This is a genomic window from Massilia sp. Root418, from assembly GCF_001425265.1.
Lineage (GTDB): Bacteria > Pseudomonadota > Gammaproteobacteria > Burkholderiales > Burkholderiaceae_D > Rugamonas.
Genome location: NZ_LMEC01000025.1, coordinates 48,729 through 65,837, shown reverse-complemented (window position 1 = coordinate 65,837; position 17,109 = coordinate 48,729). Strand labels below are relative to the sequence as shown.

The 17,109-nt window shown below is 65.0% G+C and carries 16 protein-coding genes; 10 read left to right on the top strand and 6 right to left on the bottom strand.

From position 1 onward, the window contains the following. Positions 1-63 precede the first annotated feature (63 nt). Positions 64-966, top strand: coding sequence for a CsgG/HfaB family protein (locus ASC94_RS27110; protein ID WP_056403709.1), 903 nt, complete (start codon positions 64-66; stop codon positions 964-966). Positions 967-976: 10 nt separating this feature from the next. Beyond that, positions 977-2,257, top strand: a complete 1,281-nt coding sequence (locus tag ASC94_RS27105; RefSeq protein ID WP_082616877.1) for a hypothetical protein — start codon at positions 977-979, stop codon at positions 2,255-2,257. Between the two features lie 99 nt (positions 2,258-2,356). Here ASC94_RS27105 and ASC94_RS27100 read toward each other — a convergent pair whose 3' ends face one another. Continuing rightward, positions 2,357-2,986 (bottom strand): GIN domain-containing protein, encoded by a 630-nt coding sequence (locus ASC94_RS27100; protein ID WP_056403704.1) that lies wholly within the window; start codon positions 2,984-2,986, stop codon positions 2,357-2,359. Positions 2,987-3,175: 189 nt separating this feature from the next. Between ASC94_RS27100 and ASC94_RS34205 the strand changes: the two genes are divergently transcribed. Next, positions 3,176-4,717 carry a histidine kinase dimerization/phospho-acceptor domain-containing protein gene (locus ASC94_RS34205; RefSeq protein WP_056403701.1) on the top strand — a complete coding sequence of 514 codons (1,542 nt, stop codon included), beginning with the start codon at positions 3,176-3,178 and terminating at the stop codon, positions 4,715-4,717. Between the two features lie 148 nt (positions 4,718-4,865). Here the strand turns inward: ASC94_RS34205 and ASC94_RS27090 are convergent, their stop codons facing one another. The 4 genes from ASC94_RS27090 to ASC94_RS27075 all read right to left on the bottom strand — a co-directional run bounded on the left by ASC94_RS27090 (position 4,866) and on the right by ASC94_RS27075 (position 7,984). Beyond that, positions 4,866-5,654 (bottom strand): SDR family NAD(P)-dependent oxidoreductase, encoded by a 789-nt coding sequence (locus ASC94_RS27090; RefSeq protein ID WP_056403698.1) that lies wholly within the window; start codon positions 5,652-5,654, stop codon positions 4,866-4,868. Positions 5,655-5,762: 108 nt separating this feature from the next. After that, on the bottom strand, positions 5,763-6,410 hold the full coding sequence (locus ASC94_RS27085; RefSeq protein WP_056403693.1) for a PEP-CTERM sorting domain-containing protein: 648 nt from the start codon (positions 6,408-6,410) through the stop codon (positions 5,763-5,765). Between the two features lie 143 nt (positions 6,411-6,553). Further along, positions 6,554-7,228, bottom strand: a complete 675-nt coding sequence (locus tag ASC94_RS27080; protein WP_056403690.1) for a DUF4197 domain-containing protein — start codon at positions 7,226-7,228, stop codon at positions 6,554-6,556. Positions 7,229-7,300: 72 nt separating this feature from the next. After that, positions 7,301-7,984, bottom strand: coding sequence for a TetR/AcrR family transcriptional regulator (locus ASC94_RS27075; RefSeq protein ID WP_056403687.1), 684 nt, complete (start codon positions 7,982-7,984; stop codon positions 7,301-7,303). 69 nt (positions 7,985-8,053) lie between these two features. Between ASC94_RS27075 and ASC94_RS27070 the strand changes: the two genes are divergently transcribed. From ASC94_RS27070 to ASC94_RS27050, 5 genes are all read left to right on the top strand, one after another. Continuing rightward, positions 8,054-9,715 carry an isovaleryl-CoA dehydrogenase gene (locus ASC94_RS27070; protein WP_056403685.1) on the top strand — a complete coding sequence of 554 codons (1,662 nt, stop codon included), beginning with the start codon at positions 8,054-8,056 and terminating at the stop codon, positions 9,713-9,715. 269 nt (positions 9,716-9,984) lie between these two features. Further along, the gene (locus ASC94_RS27065) at positions 9,985-10,686 is read left to right on the top strand and encodes a glutathione S-transferase N-terminal domain-containing protein (RefSeq protein WP_056403680.1); all 702 of its coding nucleotides are present in this window, start codon (positions 9,985-9,987) and stop codon (positions 10,684-10,686) included. A 25-nt stretch (positions 10,687-10,711) separates the two neighbouring features. After that, on the top strand, positions 10,712-12,343 hold the full coding sequence (locus ASC94_RS27060; RefSeq protein ID WP_157201609.1) for a M28 family metallopeptidase: 1,632 nt from the start codon (positions 10,712-10,714) through the stop codon (positions 12,341-12,343). Positions 12,344-12,356: 13 nt separating this feature from the next. Beyond that, complete coding sequence (locus ASC94_RS27055; RefSeq protein ID WP_056403676.1) at positions 12,357-12,587, top strand: hypothetical protein; 231 nt, start codon at positions 12,357-12,359, stop codon at positions 12,585-12,587. Positions 12,588-12,866: 279 nt separating this feature from the next. Then, positions 12,867-15,419 carry a TonB-dependent siderophore receptor gene (locus ASC94_RS27050; protein WP_229417427.1) on the top strand — a complete coding sequence of 851 codons (2,553 nt, stop codon included), beginning with the start codon at positions 12,867-12,869 and terminating at the stop codon, positions 15,417-15,419. 87 nt (positions 15,420-15,506) lie between these two features. On the opposite strand, the gene ASC94_RS27045 is transcribed toward ASC94_RS27050, so the two are convergent. After that, positions 15,507-16,112: a type 1 glutamine amidotransferase domain-containing protein gene (locus ASC94_RS27045; RefSeq protein WP_056403673.1), complete on the bottom strand. Its 606-nt coding sequence runs from the start codon at positions 16,110-16,112 to the stop codon at positions 15,507-15,509. Between the two features lie 146 nt (positions 16,113-16,258). Between ASC94_RS27045 and ASC94_RS27040 the strand changes: the two genes are divergently transcribed. Then, a complete protein-coding gene (locus ASC94_RS27040; protein WP_056403670.1) occupies positions 16,259-16,588 on the top strand; it encodes a helix-turn-helix transcriptional regulator in 330 nt (109 codons plus the stop codon). Next, the gene (locus ASC94_RS27035) at positions 16,585-17,070 is read left to right on the top strand and encodes an SRPBCC domain-containing protein (RefSeq protein ID WP_056403667.1); all 486 of its coding nucleotides are present in this window, start codon (positions 16,585-16,587) and stop codon (positions 17,068-17,070) included. The genes ASC94_RS27040 and ASC94_RS27035 overlap by 4 nt, the downstream gene beginning before the upstream one ends. Positions 17,071-17,109 lie beyond the last annotated feature (39 nt).

Below are 17,109 nucleotides of genomic sequence, written 5' to 3'. Positions count from 1 at the left end.
ATACTCCCCAGCACTAAAATGAAGCGCATTTTTGCCCACGCAAACGACCAGGGGAGTAGCACTATGAAGACCAATAAGACGATTCACATCCAGGGTAAATATCTCGCAGCAGCCATCGCCGCGCTGGCCTTGACCGGCTGTGCCGGCACCCAGCCGCAGCTGGGCGGCGGCGGCACGGTCGCCACCGGCGCCGCCGGCGGCGCTACCGCCGCCAACGCCAGCTCGCAGCTGGAAAAATGCGACAAGCCGCTCGGCACGCTGGGCGTGGTGGAAGACCAGTCGGCGCCGTGGTACCACGCGCTGTCCCAGTACAAGCTGGGTTCCACCGTGCCGGTGCTGCGCATGATGATCCAGCAGTCCAACTGCTTCGTGGTGGTCGAGCGCGGTGCCGCGCTGAAGAACATGAACATGGAGCGCGACATCCAGCAGAGCGGCGAAATGCGCGGCGGCAGCAACTTCGGCAAGGGCCAGATGGTCGCCGCCGACTACACCATGAGCCCCACCATCGCCTTCAGCCAGAAGGGCACCTCGGGCGTGGGCGGCGCACTGGGCGGCTTCGGCCTGATCGGCAGCGTGGCCGGCATGGTCGCTGGCGGCATGAAATCGAACGAGGCGGCCACCACGCTGATCATGATCGACAACCGTTCCGGCGTGCAGCTGGCAGCGGCCGAAGGCAGCGCCAAGAACTTCGACTTCAACATGTTCGGCGGCCTGTTCGCGGGCGGTTTCGCAGGCGCCGGTGGCTATTCCAACACCCCTGAGGGTAAAATCCTCATCGCCGCCTTCATGGACTCGTACAACCAGCTCGTGAAAGCGGTGCGCAATTACAAGGCGCAGGAAGTGGCGGGCGGCCTGGGTACCGGCGGCGCGCTGGGCGTACAGGGCGGCACCACGCCGGCATCGCAGCCGGCAGCGGCGGCGCCTGCGGCCAAGACTCCTGTGAAGAAGGACACCAAGAAAAAGTAAAGGATAGCGCATGCGGAAACTGCTTGCGGGAGGAGTGGCCATGCTGATCGCAGGCAGTGCCTGGGCGGCCCCGGTTCAGGAGGTGGGTGAACGCTACATGAAGCTGGTGCTGGCCGTGGGTCAGCACGACGCTTCCTATGTGGACGCCTATTACGGGCCGGCGCAGCTGCAGGAGCAGGCGGTCAAGGAGAAACTGAGCCTGGCCGCCATCCGCAGCGAGGCGGAGGCGGCGCGCAAGGCGCTGCCTCCGGCCGGCGCGGACGCCGACGAGGCGCTGCGCATCACCTTCCTGGACAAGCAGCTGCAGTCCATGGTGATGCGGGTCGATATGCTGGGCGGGAAGAAGTTCAGCTTCGACGAGGAAACCGCCGTCATGTACAACGCCGTGGCGCCGCAGCACGGACGCGCCTACTATCTGGAACTGCAGGACCGCATCGGCAAGCTGCTGGGCGGAGAAGGCCCGCTGGCCGACCGCGTGAAAGCGTTCCGTGCCCGCGTTGAAATCCCCAAGGACAAGCTGCGCCCCGTGATGGAGGCGGCCATCCGCGCCTGCCGCGAGCGCAGCGCGAAGTACATCGCCATGCCGGCCAACGAAAGCTTCGTGCTGGAGTTCGTGCAGAACCAGCCCTGGTCCGGCTACAACTGGTACAAGGGCGACGCGCACAGCCTGATCCAGATTAATACCGAATTCCCGATCTACATCGACCGTGCGGTGGACCTGGGCTGCCACGAAGGCTACCCCGGCCACCACGTCTACAACGCGCTGCTGGAGCAGACCCTGGTCAAGGGCAAGAACTGGCAGGAGTTCAGCGTCTATCCACTGTATTCGCCGATGTCGCTGGTGGCCGAGGGCAGTGCCAACTACGGCATCCTGATGGCGTTCACGCCGGAGGAGCGGCTGGAGTTCGAGCGCGGCGTGCTGTATCCGCTGGCCGGGCTGGACCCGGCGCTGGCCGAGAAATACGCAGCGCTGACGCAACTGTTCGGCAAGCTTGCCTACGCCGACAACGACGCCGCCCGCGCCTACCTGGACGGCAAGGCCACGCGCGCGCAAACCGTGGAGTGGCTGGTCAATGTGCTGCTGTATCCGCCGGAAAAGGCCGAGCAGCGCATACGATTTTATGACGCGAACCGTGGCTACGTGATCAATTACACGGTGGGCGCGGACCTGGTGGGCGAGTACGTGAAGCGCCACGCCACGTCCACCGATCCGGAAACGGCGCGCGCCCAGCGCTGGGCGGCGTTCCGCCAGTTGCTGTCGTCGCCGCGCCTGGCGGGCAGCCTGCGGTGAACGGCGGGTTACGCGCTTTGCGCTAACCCGCCCTACGAGGTGCAGCGTGGGGTGGACTGGTCCGTAGGGCGGGTTAGGCGCAGCCGTAACCCGCCAAGCTCAGTCGCCGGCCGTAACGTTGCCAATCCCGTTGACAGTCTTGTTCACATGACGCGGCTTGCCGTAATAATTCAAGCTGCCCATGCCGTTCACCACCGCGTTCAGCGTATCGCGCGCGGTGACCTTCACATTACCGATACCGTTGAAGTTCACGTCGGCCCGCTCGGTGTCCAGCTCCTTGGTGTCCACTTCCCCCACGCCCTGCGCCTTCAGGCGCAGCAGCTTCACCTTGCCCTGTGCGGCGAAACGCCCCGCGCCCTGGTAGCTCACGTCGAGGCGGTCGCCCGCCATGTTTTTCAGCTGCGTCTCACCAGCGCCTTCACCGATGAATTTCACCAGCGCCGGCACCGTGATCACGATGCGCGGCTCGCCGTTGGTGTTCTTGGAGCCGCTGTCGCGGTGGTAAATTTTCAGTTCGCCGTTCACCACTTCGGTAGCCAGGTTGCTGACGAACTTCTCGTTGCCGGACACTTTCACCGATTGCGTTTTGCCGGCTTCCACCACGATGCTGTAAGCGCCCTTGCTGTCGATGGCGGTGAATGGCTGCAGGTTGCGCACCTGTTCGTCGGCGTGGGCGAAGGAAGCAAAGGCGAGCGAGGCGATGGCGGTTTGGATCACGAGACGGCGCATGGTATTCCCTTGAGTACAGTGAGTTGTCAGTGAGGCCATTGTAGTGAGGCGCGCGCCGCCATGGTGGATTTTGCGACGAACTGCAAAATCGCGGGGGCCAATTGCAACAGCGCTTGCCCGCGCCGGACGATAGGCATACCATGGGCGCGCCGAGACGGCAGACCCGCAGACCCGCAGACCCGATCACCTATGCCCAGCACGGCCGCTTCCAACCGACGCCTGTCCCGCCTTTCCGTACACCTCTGGCTCACGCTGGGGGTGTCGCTGCTGCTGGCCGCCAGCTTTGTATTCTATGTGCGGGCGGAGAAGAAAATCGACGCCGCCAACGAGATGCGCCTGCGCTCCACCTACCTGGCCGATGAGCTGCGCCTATCCTCGGATGAGCTGACCCGCATGGCGCGCAGCTACGCCGCCACCGGCGACGCGGTCTACAGGCGCCATTTCGATCAGATCCTGGCGGTGCGGGACGGCCGCCTGCCGCGCTCCGCCCGGCATCCCGATATATACCGTGAGCTGCTGCCGGTGGACGCCGCCGTCGCCGGCCCGCAGGACCAGGCCGTTGCGCTGCGCGAGCTGATACGCCGCGCCGGCTTCACGGCGCAGGAGATCGAGCTACTGGAACAAGCCAAGCTGCGTTCAGACCTGCTGACGGCCACCGAGCTGGCCGCCATGCGCGTGGTGGCGGACGCCGGGCCGGACGCGGCGGCCAGCGCGGCGGCGCGCGCGCAGGCCACCGCCACGCTGCACAACGCCGCCTACCACAGCGCCAAGGCCGGCATCATGGAACGCATACGCGCCTTTGCCGTCATGACGGACGAGCGTACGCTGAACGCGGTGCGCTTGAGCGAGCAGCGCGCCTTGCAGCTGCGGATAGTGTTCCTGTGCCTGGTGGCGATGCTGCTGGCGCTAGTGTGGATGGCTCGCGGGGAAGTGCTGGCGGTGCTGGGCGGGACCGTGCCGCAGTTGTACAGCCACATCGCACGCCTGGGCAGCGGCGACTTTTCCGCGCCGCTGCCGGACGCGCCCCGCGACAGTGTACTGGGCTGGATAGGGGAAACCCAGCAGCGACTGGCGCACAGCGACGCCGAGCGCACCTTGGCCGAGCAAGAGCTGGCCAGCTACCGCAGCCGGCTGGAGCAGCTGGTGGAAGAGCGCACGCAGGCGCTGGCGGCGGCGCTGGACCGGGCCGAGGCGGCCAACCGCGCAAAAAGCGTGTTCCTGTCGAATATGAGCCACGAATTGCGCACACCGCTCAACGCGGTCATCGGCTTTTCGGAACTGATGACGCGCTCGCAGTCGCTGGGCGAGGACGAGCTGGAGAACCTGCGCTTCATCCATTACTCGGGCAAGCACTTGCTCACGCTGATTGACCAGGTGCTGGCGCTGTCGCGCACCGACGCAGCGCAGGCCCCGGCGTCCGGCGCGCTGAGCGACATCGGCCAGCTTGGCACGCTGCCTGCGCTGGCGCCGCAGCCGGCCCTGGACCACGGCGCCTCCGCGCCCGGCGAAGGCGCGGTGCTGCCGGCTGACGTGCAGGCGCTGGATGCCGCCACCTACAACGCGCTGTGCAGCGCCGTGCAGCACCTGGACCGCCATCAGCTCAACGGGCTGCTGCAGCAGCTGGCGCCGCGGCATCCGGTGCTGGCGCGCGGCATCGAGGCGATGGCCGAGCAGCTGCAGTACCGCGAGCTGTGGGAGGCGCTGCAGCAGGCCCGCAACGCGGGCCCGTAAGCAGGCCCATAAGCAGGCCCGCAACGCAGGCTCGTAAGCAGGCCCGCAACGCAGGCCCATAACGCAGGCCCAAAACGCAGGCCCGCAACGCAGCCGGTACCGCAGCCCGCGCCGCTGGCCGTAATGCCGGCCCTGGCAGCAAGCCGCATCAGGCGATGGTCTGCACCGTGCCGCCCTCGGCACGGATGGCCGCGCCATTGATGACGGCGGCGCGCTCGCTGGCCAGGAAGGCCACCACATTGGCCACCTCGGCCGGCTTGGCCAGGCGGTAGATCAGCGACGACGGCCGGTTTTCCTGCATGAACTTGCGCTCGGCGTCCGCATACGCCAGGCCGGGATTGACCGACTCGATGAAGCCCTTCAGGCTCTCGGTTTCGGTCGGCCCCGGCAGCACCGAGTTGACGGTGACGGCGCTGCCCTTGGTCAGCTCGGCCAGGCTGCGCGAGATCGACAACTGGGTGGCCTTGCTGGCGCTGTAGTGCGCCATGGCGGCCATGGGCGTGAGCGCCACTTCGCTGGAAATGAAGATCACGCGGCCGCGGCCACGCTCCAGCATGCCCTTCATATAGGTGCGCGCCAGGCGCACGCCACTCCACACATTGGTCTCGAACATGGCTTGCCAGTCCGCGTCGCTGGTGCTGAAGAAGTCGCTGAGCGCGTAGCTGCCCATGTTGTTGACCAGGATGTCCACTTGCGGATAGGCGGCAGCGGCAGCCAGCTCGCTGCCGGCCACGCTCATGTCCGCCACCAGCGGCAGCACGCGACCGGCGCCGAAGCGCTCCCCCAGTGCGGCCGCCGCGTGCTGCACCGTGGCCGCGCTGCGGCCGTTGACGATGACCGTGGCGCCGTCTTCCAGCAACTGGCTGGCGATGGCGTAGCCGATGCCGGAAGTCGATGCGCTCACCAGCGCGGTTTTACCTTGCAGATTCAAATCCATGACAGCTCCCTTGGTTGGTTGATGGGAGCAGTATGGCGGGCAGCGATTGCCTTGATAATCCGTTGGAATGGAATATGATTTTTGAATCAGATTCACAGACCCGAACGTCTAGCCTTTGCGGCGCCGCCGCCGTTGCAAGGCCAGCGCGCCCAGCGCGGCGCCTGACAGCAGCAAGGTGGACGGTTCCGGCACGGTGGAAGGCGGCGTCGTGCCGTCCAGCCGGAATGGCATGCCGCCGGCGATCTCAAAAACGTCGCCGCTGTCTTCGAACTGTATCAGAAAGGCGCCGTTCGGGTCGTCGGTGTTGGCGGTGCGAAACTCCAGGTCCAGTCCGTAGAAGCTCAGCAGGTAGTTGCCAGCGCCCAGCGTTATCCCGCTCGTGGCGAAGCTGACGTCGTAGAAAGTGGTGTAGGGGTAGCTGACGATGGCGTTGGGAATGGCCGCGTAGTCGCCATAGTTGAGCGTCTGGCTGTAGACCGCGCTGCCGATGTTGCCGCCGCCGGCGTCGTTATAGATGGTGAAGGTGAAGGCGCCGACGAAAGGGTCTTCCGTCAGCCCCATCTGGAAGAACACGCTGTCGATGGTGCGGGCGCCGGCCAGGCTGAAATCGTCATAGAGGCGCTGCTGCTGCAATGCCGTGGAGTAGTAGCCGCTGCGCAGGGAGTCATCCCGACCCAGGCCGTTGTCGTAGATGATGTCGGCGTGGGCCAGGGCGGCAGCGGCGGCCAGCAGAGCTGCAAGGAACAGGCGCTTCATGCTTAACCTCAAGAAATATTTATAATTGAGAAATATTAAGCATATTTTATGCCCATGTCCTTGCGCGCAGCAAAATCAACGGTTTGGCGCGGCGACCTGGGTGGGACTGTAAAGTTTTCCGACAAGATTGCAGAGCGCGCGGTTCACTTCAGCGCACCGAACACTTTTCCGATCAGCTTGCTGCCCGTGCCCAGCGGATCGCTGCGGATGGCTTTTTCCTCCTCGCCTATCATGGTGAACAGACCGTCCAGCGCGCGCTCGGTTACATAGTCTTCCACGGTGCCGGACTGCGCCAGGCCCATTTTCGATACCTTGGCCATGGCGCCGTTGTACTTGGCGGACAGGTCGGATTTATCGGTGACTTTCTTCACGATGGGCAGGAACTTCACGCCCAGCTGGCTGGCGGTCTTTTCGCGGAAAAACTCGGTGACCGAGGTGTCGCCCCCGCTCAGGATGTTTTTGGCGTCGGTCAGCGTCATTTTTTTCACGGCGTCCACCAGCAGCGGCTTGGCCAGCGGCACGGCCGCTTCGGCGGCGTGGTTCATCGACACCACCAGTTCGTCGAGCTGCTGCGCGTGACCCGTCATTTTCAGGATGGGGCGGGCTTGTTCCAGCACGCGCGGCAGCTGGATCTTCACTTTCTCATTGTTGAGAAAGCCGTTCTCGGCGCCCAGCTTGCTCACGGCTGCGGTGGAGCCGCGTTCCAGCGCCGCTTTCAGCGCGGCGTTCACGTCCTTGTTGGACAGGTCGGCCAGGGACACGGCCCAGGCGCTGGAAGCGGCCAGCAGCAAGGGCAGCAGGCGGATGGATTTGAACATGGCGGGACTCTCGGCAGGTTGGGATAAGCACATGGTACGCCATGCGCGGCGCACGGGCCTGGGTGCTGGCAGCTAGCAAGCGCCGCCGGCCTCCGGGGGCTGGCGGCAGTCCTCGGCCGCCAGGCAGGCGTGCACCAATACGCCGAGCTGGCGCCGCAGCGCCGCCGCGTCGGTTTTCGGGCCGTCCTGCATGATGCGCTGGGTCAGCAGGGCGTAGGACGCCGTATGCACCATCCACGCGAGCTGCTCCAGCGCGGCGGCCTGTTCCGGCCGGCCCGGCTGCTCCTGCCGCAGCGCGCGGCGCAGCGCGGCCGCCCACATGTCGGTGGCCATGCGGTACAGCCGCGCATAGGCTTCCGGCGTGGAGATGCGCCGTTCCAGGTGCAGCAAGGCTTGCCACTGCGCCGCGTTGCCGGCGAACTGCGCCACCATGCGGTCCAGCATGGCGTCCGCCAGCGCGGCCGGCGCGGCCGCGCCGCCAGGTTCCGACAGCTCGGCCAGGCCGGTGACGACCGCCTTCATGCGCGTGCGCAGGCACACGGCGGCCAGCGCCTCCTTGTTGGGGAAGTAGGCGTAAAAAGTGCCGATGCCCACGCCGGCCACGGCCGCCACCTCGCGGATGGTCACGCCGTCGTAGCCGCGCTCCAGTAAAACCCGAACAAAGGCTTCCTGCACGGCCAGCGACGTGGCCCAGGAGCGCGCCTGGAGCGGCCTGCGGCGGGGCTTCTGGCGCGCCGCCCGGCTGGAATCTGTCATGGGTAAAATCCGAACATGCATGGCAAGCTTTAATCCTATACTAGTCCGATCAGGATACCGGAGACCGCCATGCAACCCAAGCAATCGGATGAATGGGAAACCCACGAGGTCAGCAACCAGGCTGCCGAACTGAAGGACTACAACCTCTACCTCACCGACCCGCTGCTGCGGGACGCGGTGCAGCGCGGCGGCGCAGGCTGGCATGCCGATGCGCTGGCCGGGCAGGGGGCGCTGCTCGGCAGTGAGGCGGTGATCCGCATGGGCGAACTGGCCAACCGCCATCCGCCCGAGCTGCACACCCACAGCCGCACCGGCGCGCGCATCGACGTGGTGGAATTCCACCCAAGCTGGCACGCGTTCCTGGCCATCACGCGCCGCCACGGCCTGGTGTCGCAGCCCTTCACCGAGCAGCGTCCCGGCGCATGGACCGCCTATGCCGCCAGCCAGTACCTGCACAACCAGATCGAAGCCGGATCGTTCTGCCCGGTCAGCATGACCTTCGCCTGCATCCCGGTGCTGCAGCAGGAACCCGCGCTGTTCGCGCAACTGCAGCCGCTTCTGTTCTCCAACGAGCATGACGCGCGCGACCTGCCTGCGGCCGGCAAGAAGTCCATCATGGTCGGCATGGGCATGACGGAAAAGCAGGGCGGCACCGACGTGCGCTCCAACACCACCCGCGCCACGCACACGGGCGGCGCGGCGGGGCGCGGCGGCGAGTACAGCATCGTCGGGCACAAGTGGTTCTTCTCGGCGCCCATGTGCGACGCGCACCTGGTGCTGGCGCGCACGGATGCCGGCCTGTCCTGCTTCTACGTGCCGCGCTGGCGGCCGGACGGCAGCAAGAATCCCATCCACATCCAGCGCCTGAAGGACAAGCTGGGCAACCGTTCCAACTCCAGCAGCGAAGTGGAATTCCACGGCGCCTGGGGCGTGATGGTGGGCGAGGAGGGACGCGGCATCCCCACCATCATCGAGATGGCGACCAATACACGGCTGCACAACAGCATTTCCAGCGCGGCCTTCATGCGCCAGGCGCTGGTGCAGGCGCTGAACCATACCCGCCAGCGCAAGGCCTTCGGCCGCACGCTGATCGAGCAGCCGCTGATGCGCTCCGTGCTGGCGGACATGGCGCTGGAGAGCGAGGCGGCGCTGCGCGTGTCGATGCAGCTGGCGGACGCGTTCGGCCAGCAGGGCGAGGTTGCGCAGGCGTGGAAGCGCATCGTCACGCCGGCGGCCAAGTTCTGGATCTGCAAGCGCGCGGTGGAGTTGGCGGGCGAGGCGATGGAGGTCTTTGGCGGCAACGGCTACGTGGAGGACGGGCCGATGGCGCGCCTGTTCCGCGAGGCGCCGGTCAATTCGATCTGGGAAGGATCGGGCAATGTGATGTGCCTGGACGTGCTGCGCGCGATCGCGCGGCATCCTGACAGCATGCAGCTGCTGCTGGACGACTTGCAGAGACGCGCGGGGGATGAGCCGCGCCTGCGGGCGGAGATCGCGGGCCTGCGCGACGCGCTGCGCCAGCCGCCGGAGCAGTTGGAGGCGGGGGCGCGGCGCTATACGCAGAGGCTGATGCTGGCGGCGCAGGCGGTGCTGATGCGCGAGTCGGGCTCGCAGGCTGGGGCGGAGGCGTTCCTGGCCACGCGGTACGACGGCGAGTGGGGCAGGGTGTTCGGGGCGCTGGACGCGGGCGTCGATTGCGGGGCGGTGCTGGCGCAGGCGTGGCAGGTTTAGGGCCGCAGGCGGAGCGCGGCGGGTTACGCGGTTCCCGCTAACCCGCCCTACGGTCTCCCATCCGGCCGCGTGACCCGCCAATGCTAATCCGCCCAACGGTCTCCCTTGTCCTGTAGGGCGGGTTAGCGCGCAGCGCGTAACCCGCCAATGCGCCGCCAATGCGCCGCCAACGCGCCGCCAACGCGCCGCCAACGCGCCGCCAACGCGCCGCCAGCACGTGCCGCGCACAAGCGCTACACTCCCATCTCTCACTGAAGATGGAGATCCCCATGTCCGACATTAGCATCGCCCAACGCTGGCCCGCCCAGCACCCTGAACGCATCCAGCTGTATTCGCTGCCCACGCCAAACGGCGTGAAAGTATCCATCATGCTGGAAGAGACCGGCCTGGCCTACGAGCCGCACCTGGTCGACATCATGAAGGACGAAAACAACACACCCGAGTTCAGGTCGCTCAACCCGAACGGCAAGATCCCGGCCATCGTCGACCCCAACGGCCCGGGCGGCAAGCCGCTGGCGCTGTTCGAGTCCGGCGCCATCCTGCTCTACCTGGCCGAGAAAACCGGCCAGTTCCTGCCTGCCGATCCGGCCGCCCGCTACGAAACCATCCAGTGGGTGTTCTTCCAGATGGCCGCCATCGGCCCCATGTTCGGCCAGGTGGGCTTCTTCCACAAGTTCGCCGGCCGCGAATACGAGGACAAGCGCCCGCTGCAGCGCTACGTGAACGAGACCAAGCGCCTGCTGGCGGTGCTGGAGACGCGCCTGGAAGGCCGCGACTACATCATGGACCACGGCTATTCCATCGCGGACATCTCCATGTTAGGCTGGGTGCGCAACCTGATCGGCTTCTACGGCGCGGGCGAGCTGGTGGACTACGCCAGCCTTTCGCGCGTGCCGGCCTGGCTGGAACGCTGCCTGGCGCGACCCGCCGTGCAGCGCGGCCTGGAGATCCCGAAGCGCCCCCAAAACTGACGAACAAAACGAAAAGGAAGACATAGTGCTGAAACATCGCTCGATACTGGCGGCGGGCCTGCTGGCCCTGGCGGCCGGCGCGCAGGGACAAGACACAGACCCCGTGCGCGCCGACAAAAACATGATCAGGGCCCACCTGACCTTCCTGGCCGACGATTTGCTGGAAGGCCGCGAAACCGGCAGCCGCGGCTACGACATCGCAGCGCACTATGTGACCACGCAGTTCCTGCAATACGGCCTGGCGCCCAAGGGCGACCAGGGCAGCTTCCTGCAGCAGGTGCCGCTGCGCGCCACGCGCCTGGTGCAGGAGTCCCCGCTGCTGGAGCTGAGCAGCAAGGCCGGCACTGAAAAGCTGGCCTACCTGGACGAGTACATGACCTCCGGCAGCCTGCTGGAAGACCGCTCAGCCGCCGCCGCGCCGCTGGTGTTTGTCGGCTACGGCATCGAGGCGGACCGCCTCCAGCACCACGACTACGCGGGCGTGGACGTGAAGGGCAAGATCGTCGTGGTCTTGTCCGGCAAGCCGCGCAGCTTCCCCACCGAGGAAGGCGCGCACTTCGCCAGCGGCGAGCAAAAGCGCGAAGTGGCGGCCCGCCATGGCGCAGTGGGCATGATCACCATCCCCACGCCGGGTTCGGAGAAAGCCGTCCCCTTCGCCAAGCTGAAGGAATACCGCTACATACCCAGCATGAGCTGGGTGGACAAGAACGGCGTGGCGGCGCACCAGCAGCCCACGCTGCAAAACCGTTATACCCTCAGCATGCCTGCCGCGCGCAAGCTGTTCGCGCAGTCCGGCATGAAACTGGACAGCATCTACGAGCAGGTGGCGGCCGACAAGCCGGTGCCGCGCGGCGACCTGGGCGTGTCCGCCCGCATGGCGTCGCAGAGCACGCGCAGCGACCTGAAAAGCAGCAACGTGGTTGGCATGATTGAGGGTAGCGACCCCGGGCTGAAGAATGAATACGTGGTGTTCAGCGCCCACCTCGACCACTTGGGCCAGGTCAAGGAAAAGAGCGGCGACAACATTTTCAACGGCGCGATGGACAACGCGTCCGGCGTGGCCACGCTGATCGAAACGGCGCGCCTGTTCAGCCAGGGCAAGGTCAAGCCCAGGCGCTCAATCCTGTTCGTGGCCGTCACCGGCGAGGAAAAGGGCCTGTTGGGCGCGGACTATTTTGCCACCAACCCCACCGTGCCGGCCGGCGCCATCGTGGCCAACGTCAACCTCGACATGCCGCTGCTGACCTTCGACTTCAAGAACGTGATGGCCTTCGGCGCCGAGCATTCCAGCCTGAAGGGCAACCTCACGCGCGCGCTCAAGCCGATGAACCTGGAGCTGATTTCCGACCCGTGGCCGGAGCAGGGCTTGTTCACCCGTTCCGACCACTATATGTTCGTGCGCCAGGGCATACCGTCGATCTTCCTGGCCACCGGCATGGCGTCCTTCCAGAAGGGCGAGGACGGCGCCAAGCAATGGGAACATTTCCTGAGCACGAACTACCACCAGCCCACGGACGACCTGAAGCTGCCCTTCAATTTCGACGCCGCTGCGCGCTTCGCGCAGCTCAACTACAACATCGCGCTGGAGATCGCCAATGCGGCTGACAAGCCCACCTGGAACAAAGGCGACTTCTTCGGCGACACATTCAGGAAATAAAATGGCAAGTGCAATGACATACGAAGAGTATCTCGACGAAGTAACCACACTGATCGTCGAAAAATACAACCTGGCCGATGCGGCCGCCATCAAACTGGTAGTGGCGGCGCAGGACGCGGAGTTCTTCGTCAAGCATGACGACGATCCCGCCTTGCGCAATATCGACCAGGCGCACAAGGATGCGAAAACCCTGTACACATCGGCCTCCGCAGTCCCCAAGGCGCCCGGCAAGCCGCGCCGCTGACCCGCCGGGCCGCCGTTCGCGCGGCCCGATTTCCGCCCCGTAGTCAAGCACCAAAAATAAAGTGGTATCGTTCGCCGCGCGGACGGCCCGCGTCTCATCTTACACAAGAAACGTACCAAGTATCACAAGACTTCTTTGGAAACATTGCGGAACGTTGTATTCCTGCTTCCATAACCGTATTGAATGGACGCATAGCAATGTTACATATACATTCAATCTTCGTAACACCGCCACAAGCGCATCCATACCTAGAAAACACCGTTACAAGAGAGAAGATCCGTGAAGAAAAGTTTTCCGTTTGCCGTGTTGATGTTGTCCGCCAGCCCCTACATTCTGGCCCAGGAAGTAAAGCCCGCCGCCACCGCGCCGGCCGCCGCCGAAGCTGCGGCGGAAGACATCCAGAAGGTGGTGATTGTTTCGACCGGTAGCCGCGGCGCGCAGCGCACCCTGGTCGACACGCCGGTGCCGATCGATATTCTCAGTTCGCGCGAGCTGACCAAGACCGGCCAGAACACGCTGGACAAATCGCTGCAGTTCCGCGTGCCTTCCTTCAACACCGTGCAGACGCCGGTCAACGATGCCACTTCCCTGCTGGACCCCTACGAAATCCGCAACATGGGTCCGAGCCGCGTGCTGATCCTGATTAACGGCAAACGCAAGAACTCCAGTTCGCTGATCTACACCCAGACTTCCCCCGGCCGCGGCGAAAGCGGCGCCGACATTTCCGCCATTCCCGCCGACGCCATCAAGCGCATCGAAGTGCTGCGCGACGGCGCGTCCGCCCAGTACGGCTCGGACGCCATTGCCGGCGTGGTCAACATCATCCTGAAGGACGCGGCCGAAGGCGGCTCGCTGACCGCGCGCGCCGGCATCACCCACGAGAGCGACGGCGAGATGGGCGGCCTGAGCCTGAACAAGGGCATCGCGCTGGGCGACCAGGGTTTCATTAACTTCACCCTGGACGTGTCCAAGACCAAGCTGTCCAACCGTCCCGGCCTGGTCGATGCGCGCGGCGACGCGAGCGACTTCGGCGCCACCATCAAGGAAGTGCAGAACTTCCTGGCCGTCAAGCCGGACGCCGGCAACATCAATGGTTCGCCCGCCACCGAAGCTTTCAAGGGCCTGGTCAACAGCCGCTACGAGCTGAGCGACGGCGTGTCGGTGTACGGCAACGCCGCTTACATCCACAAGAAAATCGATTCCTTCGCCAACTACCGTACCCCGTACTGGCGCCCCACCGACTACGGCCTGCTGCACCCGGCCGGCACGCCTTACCTCGGCTACGTGCCCAGCTTCATCGGCAAGCTGGACGACTACAACGCCACCGGCGGCGTGAAGTTCCCGCTGGCAGGCTGGAACGCCGACGTGAGCCTGACCTACGGCGGCAATGAGCAGGAATACGGCGTGGCCAATTCGGTGAACCGCGGCATGGAAGACGCCTTCCTGGCCGGCACCAGCAAGGTGCACTCGCCAACCAGCTTCAACGCCGGCGGCGTGAAGTTCGAGCACTTCGTGTTCAACGGCGACATCTCCAAGCAGATCACGCCTACCGTGAACGCCTACGCGGGCACCGAGCTGCGCCACGAAAAATATTCGGTGATCGCGGGCGAAGAAGCGTCCTACATCCTGGGCGGTGCGGACTCGTACGCCGGCAACTCGCCGGAAAATTCCTTCCCCTCGTCGCGCTCGAACTACGGCGTGTACGGCGGCGCCACCTGGGACATCAGCGACGCGCTGCTGATCGACGGCACCGGCCGCTTCGAGAAATACACCGACTTCGGCAGCGCCTTTGTGTGGAAAGCATCGACCCGCTACAAGGTGAACGAACAGGTCACGCTGCGCGGCTCGGCCTCCACCGGCTTCCGCGCGCCGTCATTGGCGCAGACCTTCACCCAGAAGGCCCAGTACTCCTTCGTGCCGGGTTCGGGCATCCAGGTGTCCGGCCTGGTGAACAACGTCTCGGCGCAGGCCGTGGCGCTGGGCGTGCCCAAGCTGAAGGCGGAGAAGTCGAACAATATCACTGTCGGCCTGGGCCTGAAGCCTGACGCCGACACCAGCGTGACGGTGGACTTCTACCACATCCGCGTGAAGGACCGCATTATCCTGGGCAAGGAAATCAAGCCGAGCGGCGATCCCAAGCAGGCGCTGGACCAGATCCTGAAAGCCAACGGCATTGTCTCCGTCAGCTTCTTCGTCAACGCCCTCGACAGCGTAACCTCGGGCATCGACTACGTGCTTTCGCGTAAGAACATCCCGCTGGGCGGCGGCAAGCTGACGCTCAACCTGTCCGGCAACTACTCGCTGAAAAACGAGCGCGACGGTGCGGTCAACAATCCGGGCCCGGTGGCCACGGCCAACCAGTCGGTGCTGGACGCTACGCAGGAAGCGCTGATGTTTACTTCGCGTCCGAAGTTCAAGACCATCATCGGTGCGGACTGGGACTACAAGGACTTGAACCTGTCCCTGAACAACACGGTGTTCGGCCCGACCTACTTCCGCCAGGCCGGCCTGGATGCGAACCTGGAAACGGCGTTCAAGACCAAGACCCTGACGGACTTCGCGCTGAACTACAACCTGACCAAGTCCACCACCTTGTCGTTTAACGTGAACAATATGTTCAACGTGACGCCGAAGTGGCGCATCCGTGCGCTGAACTCGGCAGGCCAGCAACTGCTGGACGCGAAAACCGTCGATGCCTACGGCATGACGCCGGCCGAAGTGCAGCGTAATCTGATCACTTTCAATGGGCGCTACTCGATGGTAACCTATGACGGTTCGCAGTTCAGCCAGCTGGGCCGCACCTTCGCGGCGTCGCTGAACTACCGCTTCTGATAGTAGCCGTACCAACCTGATACCAACGCAGTCCCACGGGGCTACGCCCCCCCAAGCCGCCCGGTGCAAGCCGGGCGGCTTTTTCGTTTATGACGACGGCCCGGTGCTGGCCGCCTGCGCGGACGTCTGCAGTTCGCGCAGCAGCGCGTCGTTGAAGGCCGGCAGGTCGTCCGGCTTGCGGCTGGTGACCAGCTTGCCGTCCACCACCACCTCATCATCGGTCCAGTCGGCGCCCGCGTTGCGCAGGTCTTGCTGCAAGCTGGGCCAGCTGGTCACGTGCCTGGCCTTGGCCAGGCCGGCGTCGATCAGGGTCCACGGGCCGTGGCAGATCGCCGCGATGGGTTTGTCCTCGCGGCCGAATTCGCGGATGAAGGAGATGGACTCCGTGCTCAGCCGCAGCTGGTCCGGGTTGGCTACGCCGCCCGGCAGCACCAGCGCGTCGAACTCGGTCGGGCGCGCGTCGCGCACGTCCATTTCCACTTCGAATTTATCGCCAGGCGTCATGTGGTTGAAGCCCTGCACCTGCTCACCCTTGGCCTTGGGGGAGATCAGCGTCACCTGCGCGCCGTGCTGCTCCAGGAAGCGGCGCGGCTCCAGGTACTCAACCTGCTCCACGCCGTCCGTCATCAGCACCGCCACCTTCTTGCCTGCCAGGGTTCCAGCCTGTTCCTGTCCGGTTTGTGCTTGCGTCATGGGAACCTCCTTTGCTTGAGTTGTTGGCCGATTATAGGAGTGCGCCAGCGGCGGCGGCGCTAGCGTGCCGGGCGGAAAAGCAATGCTTGACCCTACCCGCTATCCATCCTATATTACCAACTGGTTATGTAAGAAAGAGGCCTTTCATGCAGCAGGAAGCACTGAACCGCGCCTTCGCCGCGCTGGCCGATCCGACGCGGCGCGCCATCCTGGACCGGCTGGCGTCCGGCGAGGCCACCGTCAACGAATTGGCGGAGCCGTTCGCCATGACGCAACCGGCCATTTCCAAGCACATCAAGGTGCTGGAGCAGGCCGGCCTGGTGTCGCGCAGCCGCCTGGCACAGACCCGGCCTTGCAAGCTGGAGGCGGCGCGGCTAAAAGAAGTGTCGGACTGGCTGGACACCTACCGCATCCTGTGGGAGGACCGCTTCGACCGGCTGGGCGACTATCTCAACAAGGAAGGGAAAACCACATGAAACAAGCATTCACGATCACGCGCCATTATTCGCAGCCGCTCGCCACGGTCTGGCAAGCCTGGACCGAAGCGGAGCGCCTGCGGCAATGGTGGGGACCGCAGGGCTGCAAGGTGGAAGTGAAGCGGCTGGAGTTCCGTCCCGGCGGCTTTTTCCATTACGCCATGCTGTTCGACGGCGCACCGCCCATGTTCGGCCGCTTCAACTACCGCGAGATCGCGCCGCAGGAGCGCATCGTGTGGCTGAACTCCTTCGCCAACGAGCGCTGCGGCATCGAGCGCGCGCCGTTCAGCCCTGCCTGTCCGCTGGAGATTGAAAACACGGTGGTGTTCAGCGAACGGGACGGCGTCACCACGGTGGCCCTGAGCGCTATCCCCTTCGGCGAAACCGCTCCCGAGTATCAGTTCTTCGACGAACTGCGCCCTTCCTTGCAGCAAGGTTACGGCGGCACGTTCGATCAGCTGGAAGCGTATCTGCGCGGCTAGCCGCCGCAAAAAAAAGCCCGCTCATCATTGAGCGGGCTT

Coding starts and splice junctions, on each gene's coding strand:
- ASC94_RS27035 (WP_056403667.1), top strand. CDS start 16,585: ATGAAACAAGCATTCACGATCACGCGCCATTATTCGCAGCCGCTCGCC.
- ASC94_RS27105 (WP_082616877.1), top strand. CDS start 977: ATGCGGAAACTGCTTGCGGGAGGAGTGGCCATGCTGATCGCAGGCAGT.
- ASC94_RS27090 (WP_056403698.1), bottom strand. CDS start 5,654: ATGGATTTGAATCTGCAAGGTAAAACCGCGCTGGTGAGCGCATCGACT.
- ASC94_RS27100 (WP_056403704.1), bottom strand. CDS start 2,986: ATGCGCCGTCTCGTGATCCAAACCGCCATCGCCTCGCTCGCCTTTGCT.
- ASC94_RS27045 (WP_056403673.1), bottom strand. CDS start 16,112: ATGACGCAAGCACAAACCGGACAGGAACAGGCTGGAACCCTGGCAGGC.
- ASC94_RS27040 (WP_056403670.1), top strand. CDS start 16,259: ATGCAGCAGGAAGCACTGAACCGCGCCTTCGCCGCGCTGGCCGATCCG.
- ASC94_RS27075 (WP_056403687.1), bottom strand. CDS start 7,984: ATGACAGATTCCAGCCGGGCGGCGCGCCAGAAGCCCCGCCGCAGGCCG.
- ASC94_RS27110 (WP_056403709.1), top strand. CDS start 64: ATGAAGACCAATAAGACGATTCACATCCAGGGTAAATATCTCGCAGCA.
- ASC94_RS27085 (WP_056403693.1), bottom strand. CDS start 6,410: ATGAAGCGCCTGTTCCTTGCAGCTCTGCTGGCCGCCGCTGCCGCCCTG.
- ASC94_RS27065 (WP_056403680.1), top strand. CDS start 9,985: ATGTCCGACATTAGCATCGCCCAACGCTGGCCCGCCCAGCACCCTGAA.
- ASC94_RS27070 (WP_056403685.1), top strand. CDS start 8,054: ATGCAACCCAAGCAATCGGATGAATGGGAAACCCACGAGGTCAGCAAC.
- ASC94_RS27080 (WP_056403690.1), bottom strand. CDS start 7,228: ATGTTCAAATCCATCCGCCTGCTGCCCTTGCTGCTGGCCGCTTCCAGC.
- ASC94_RS34205 (WP_056403701.1), top strand. CDS start 3,176: ATGCCCAGCACGGCCGCTTCCAACCGACGCCTGTCCCGCCTTTCCGTA.
- ASC94_RS27055 (WP_056403676.1), top strand. CDS start 12,357: ATGACATACGAAGAGTATCTCGACGAAGTAACCACACTGATCGTCGAA.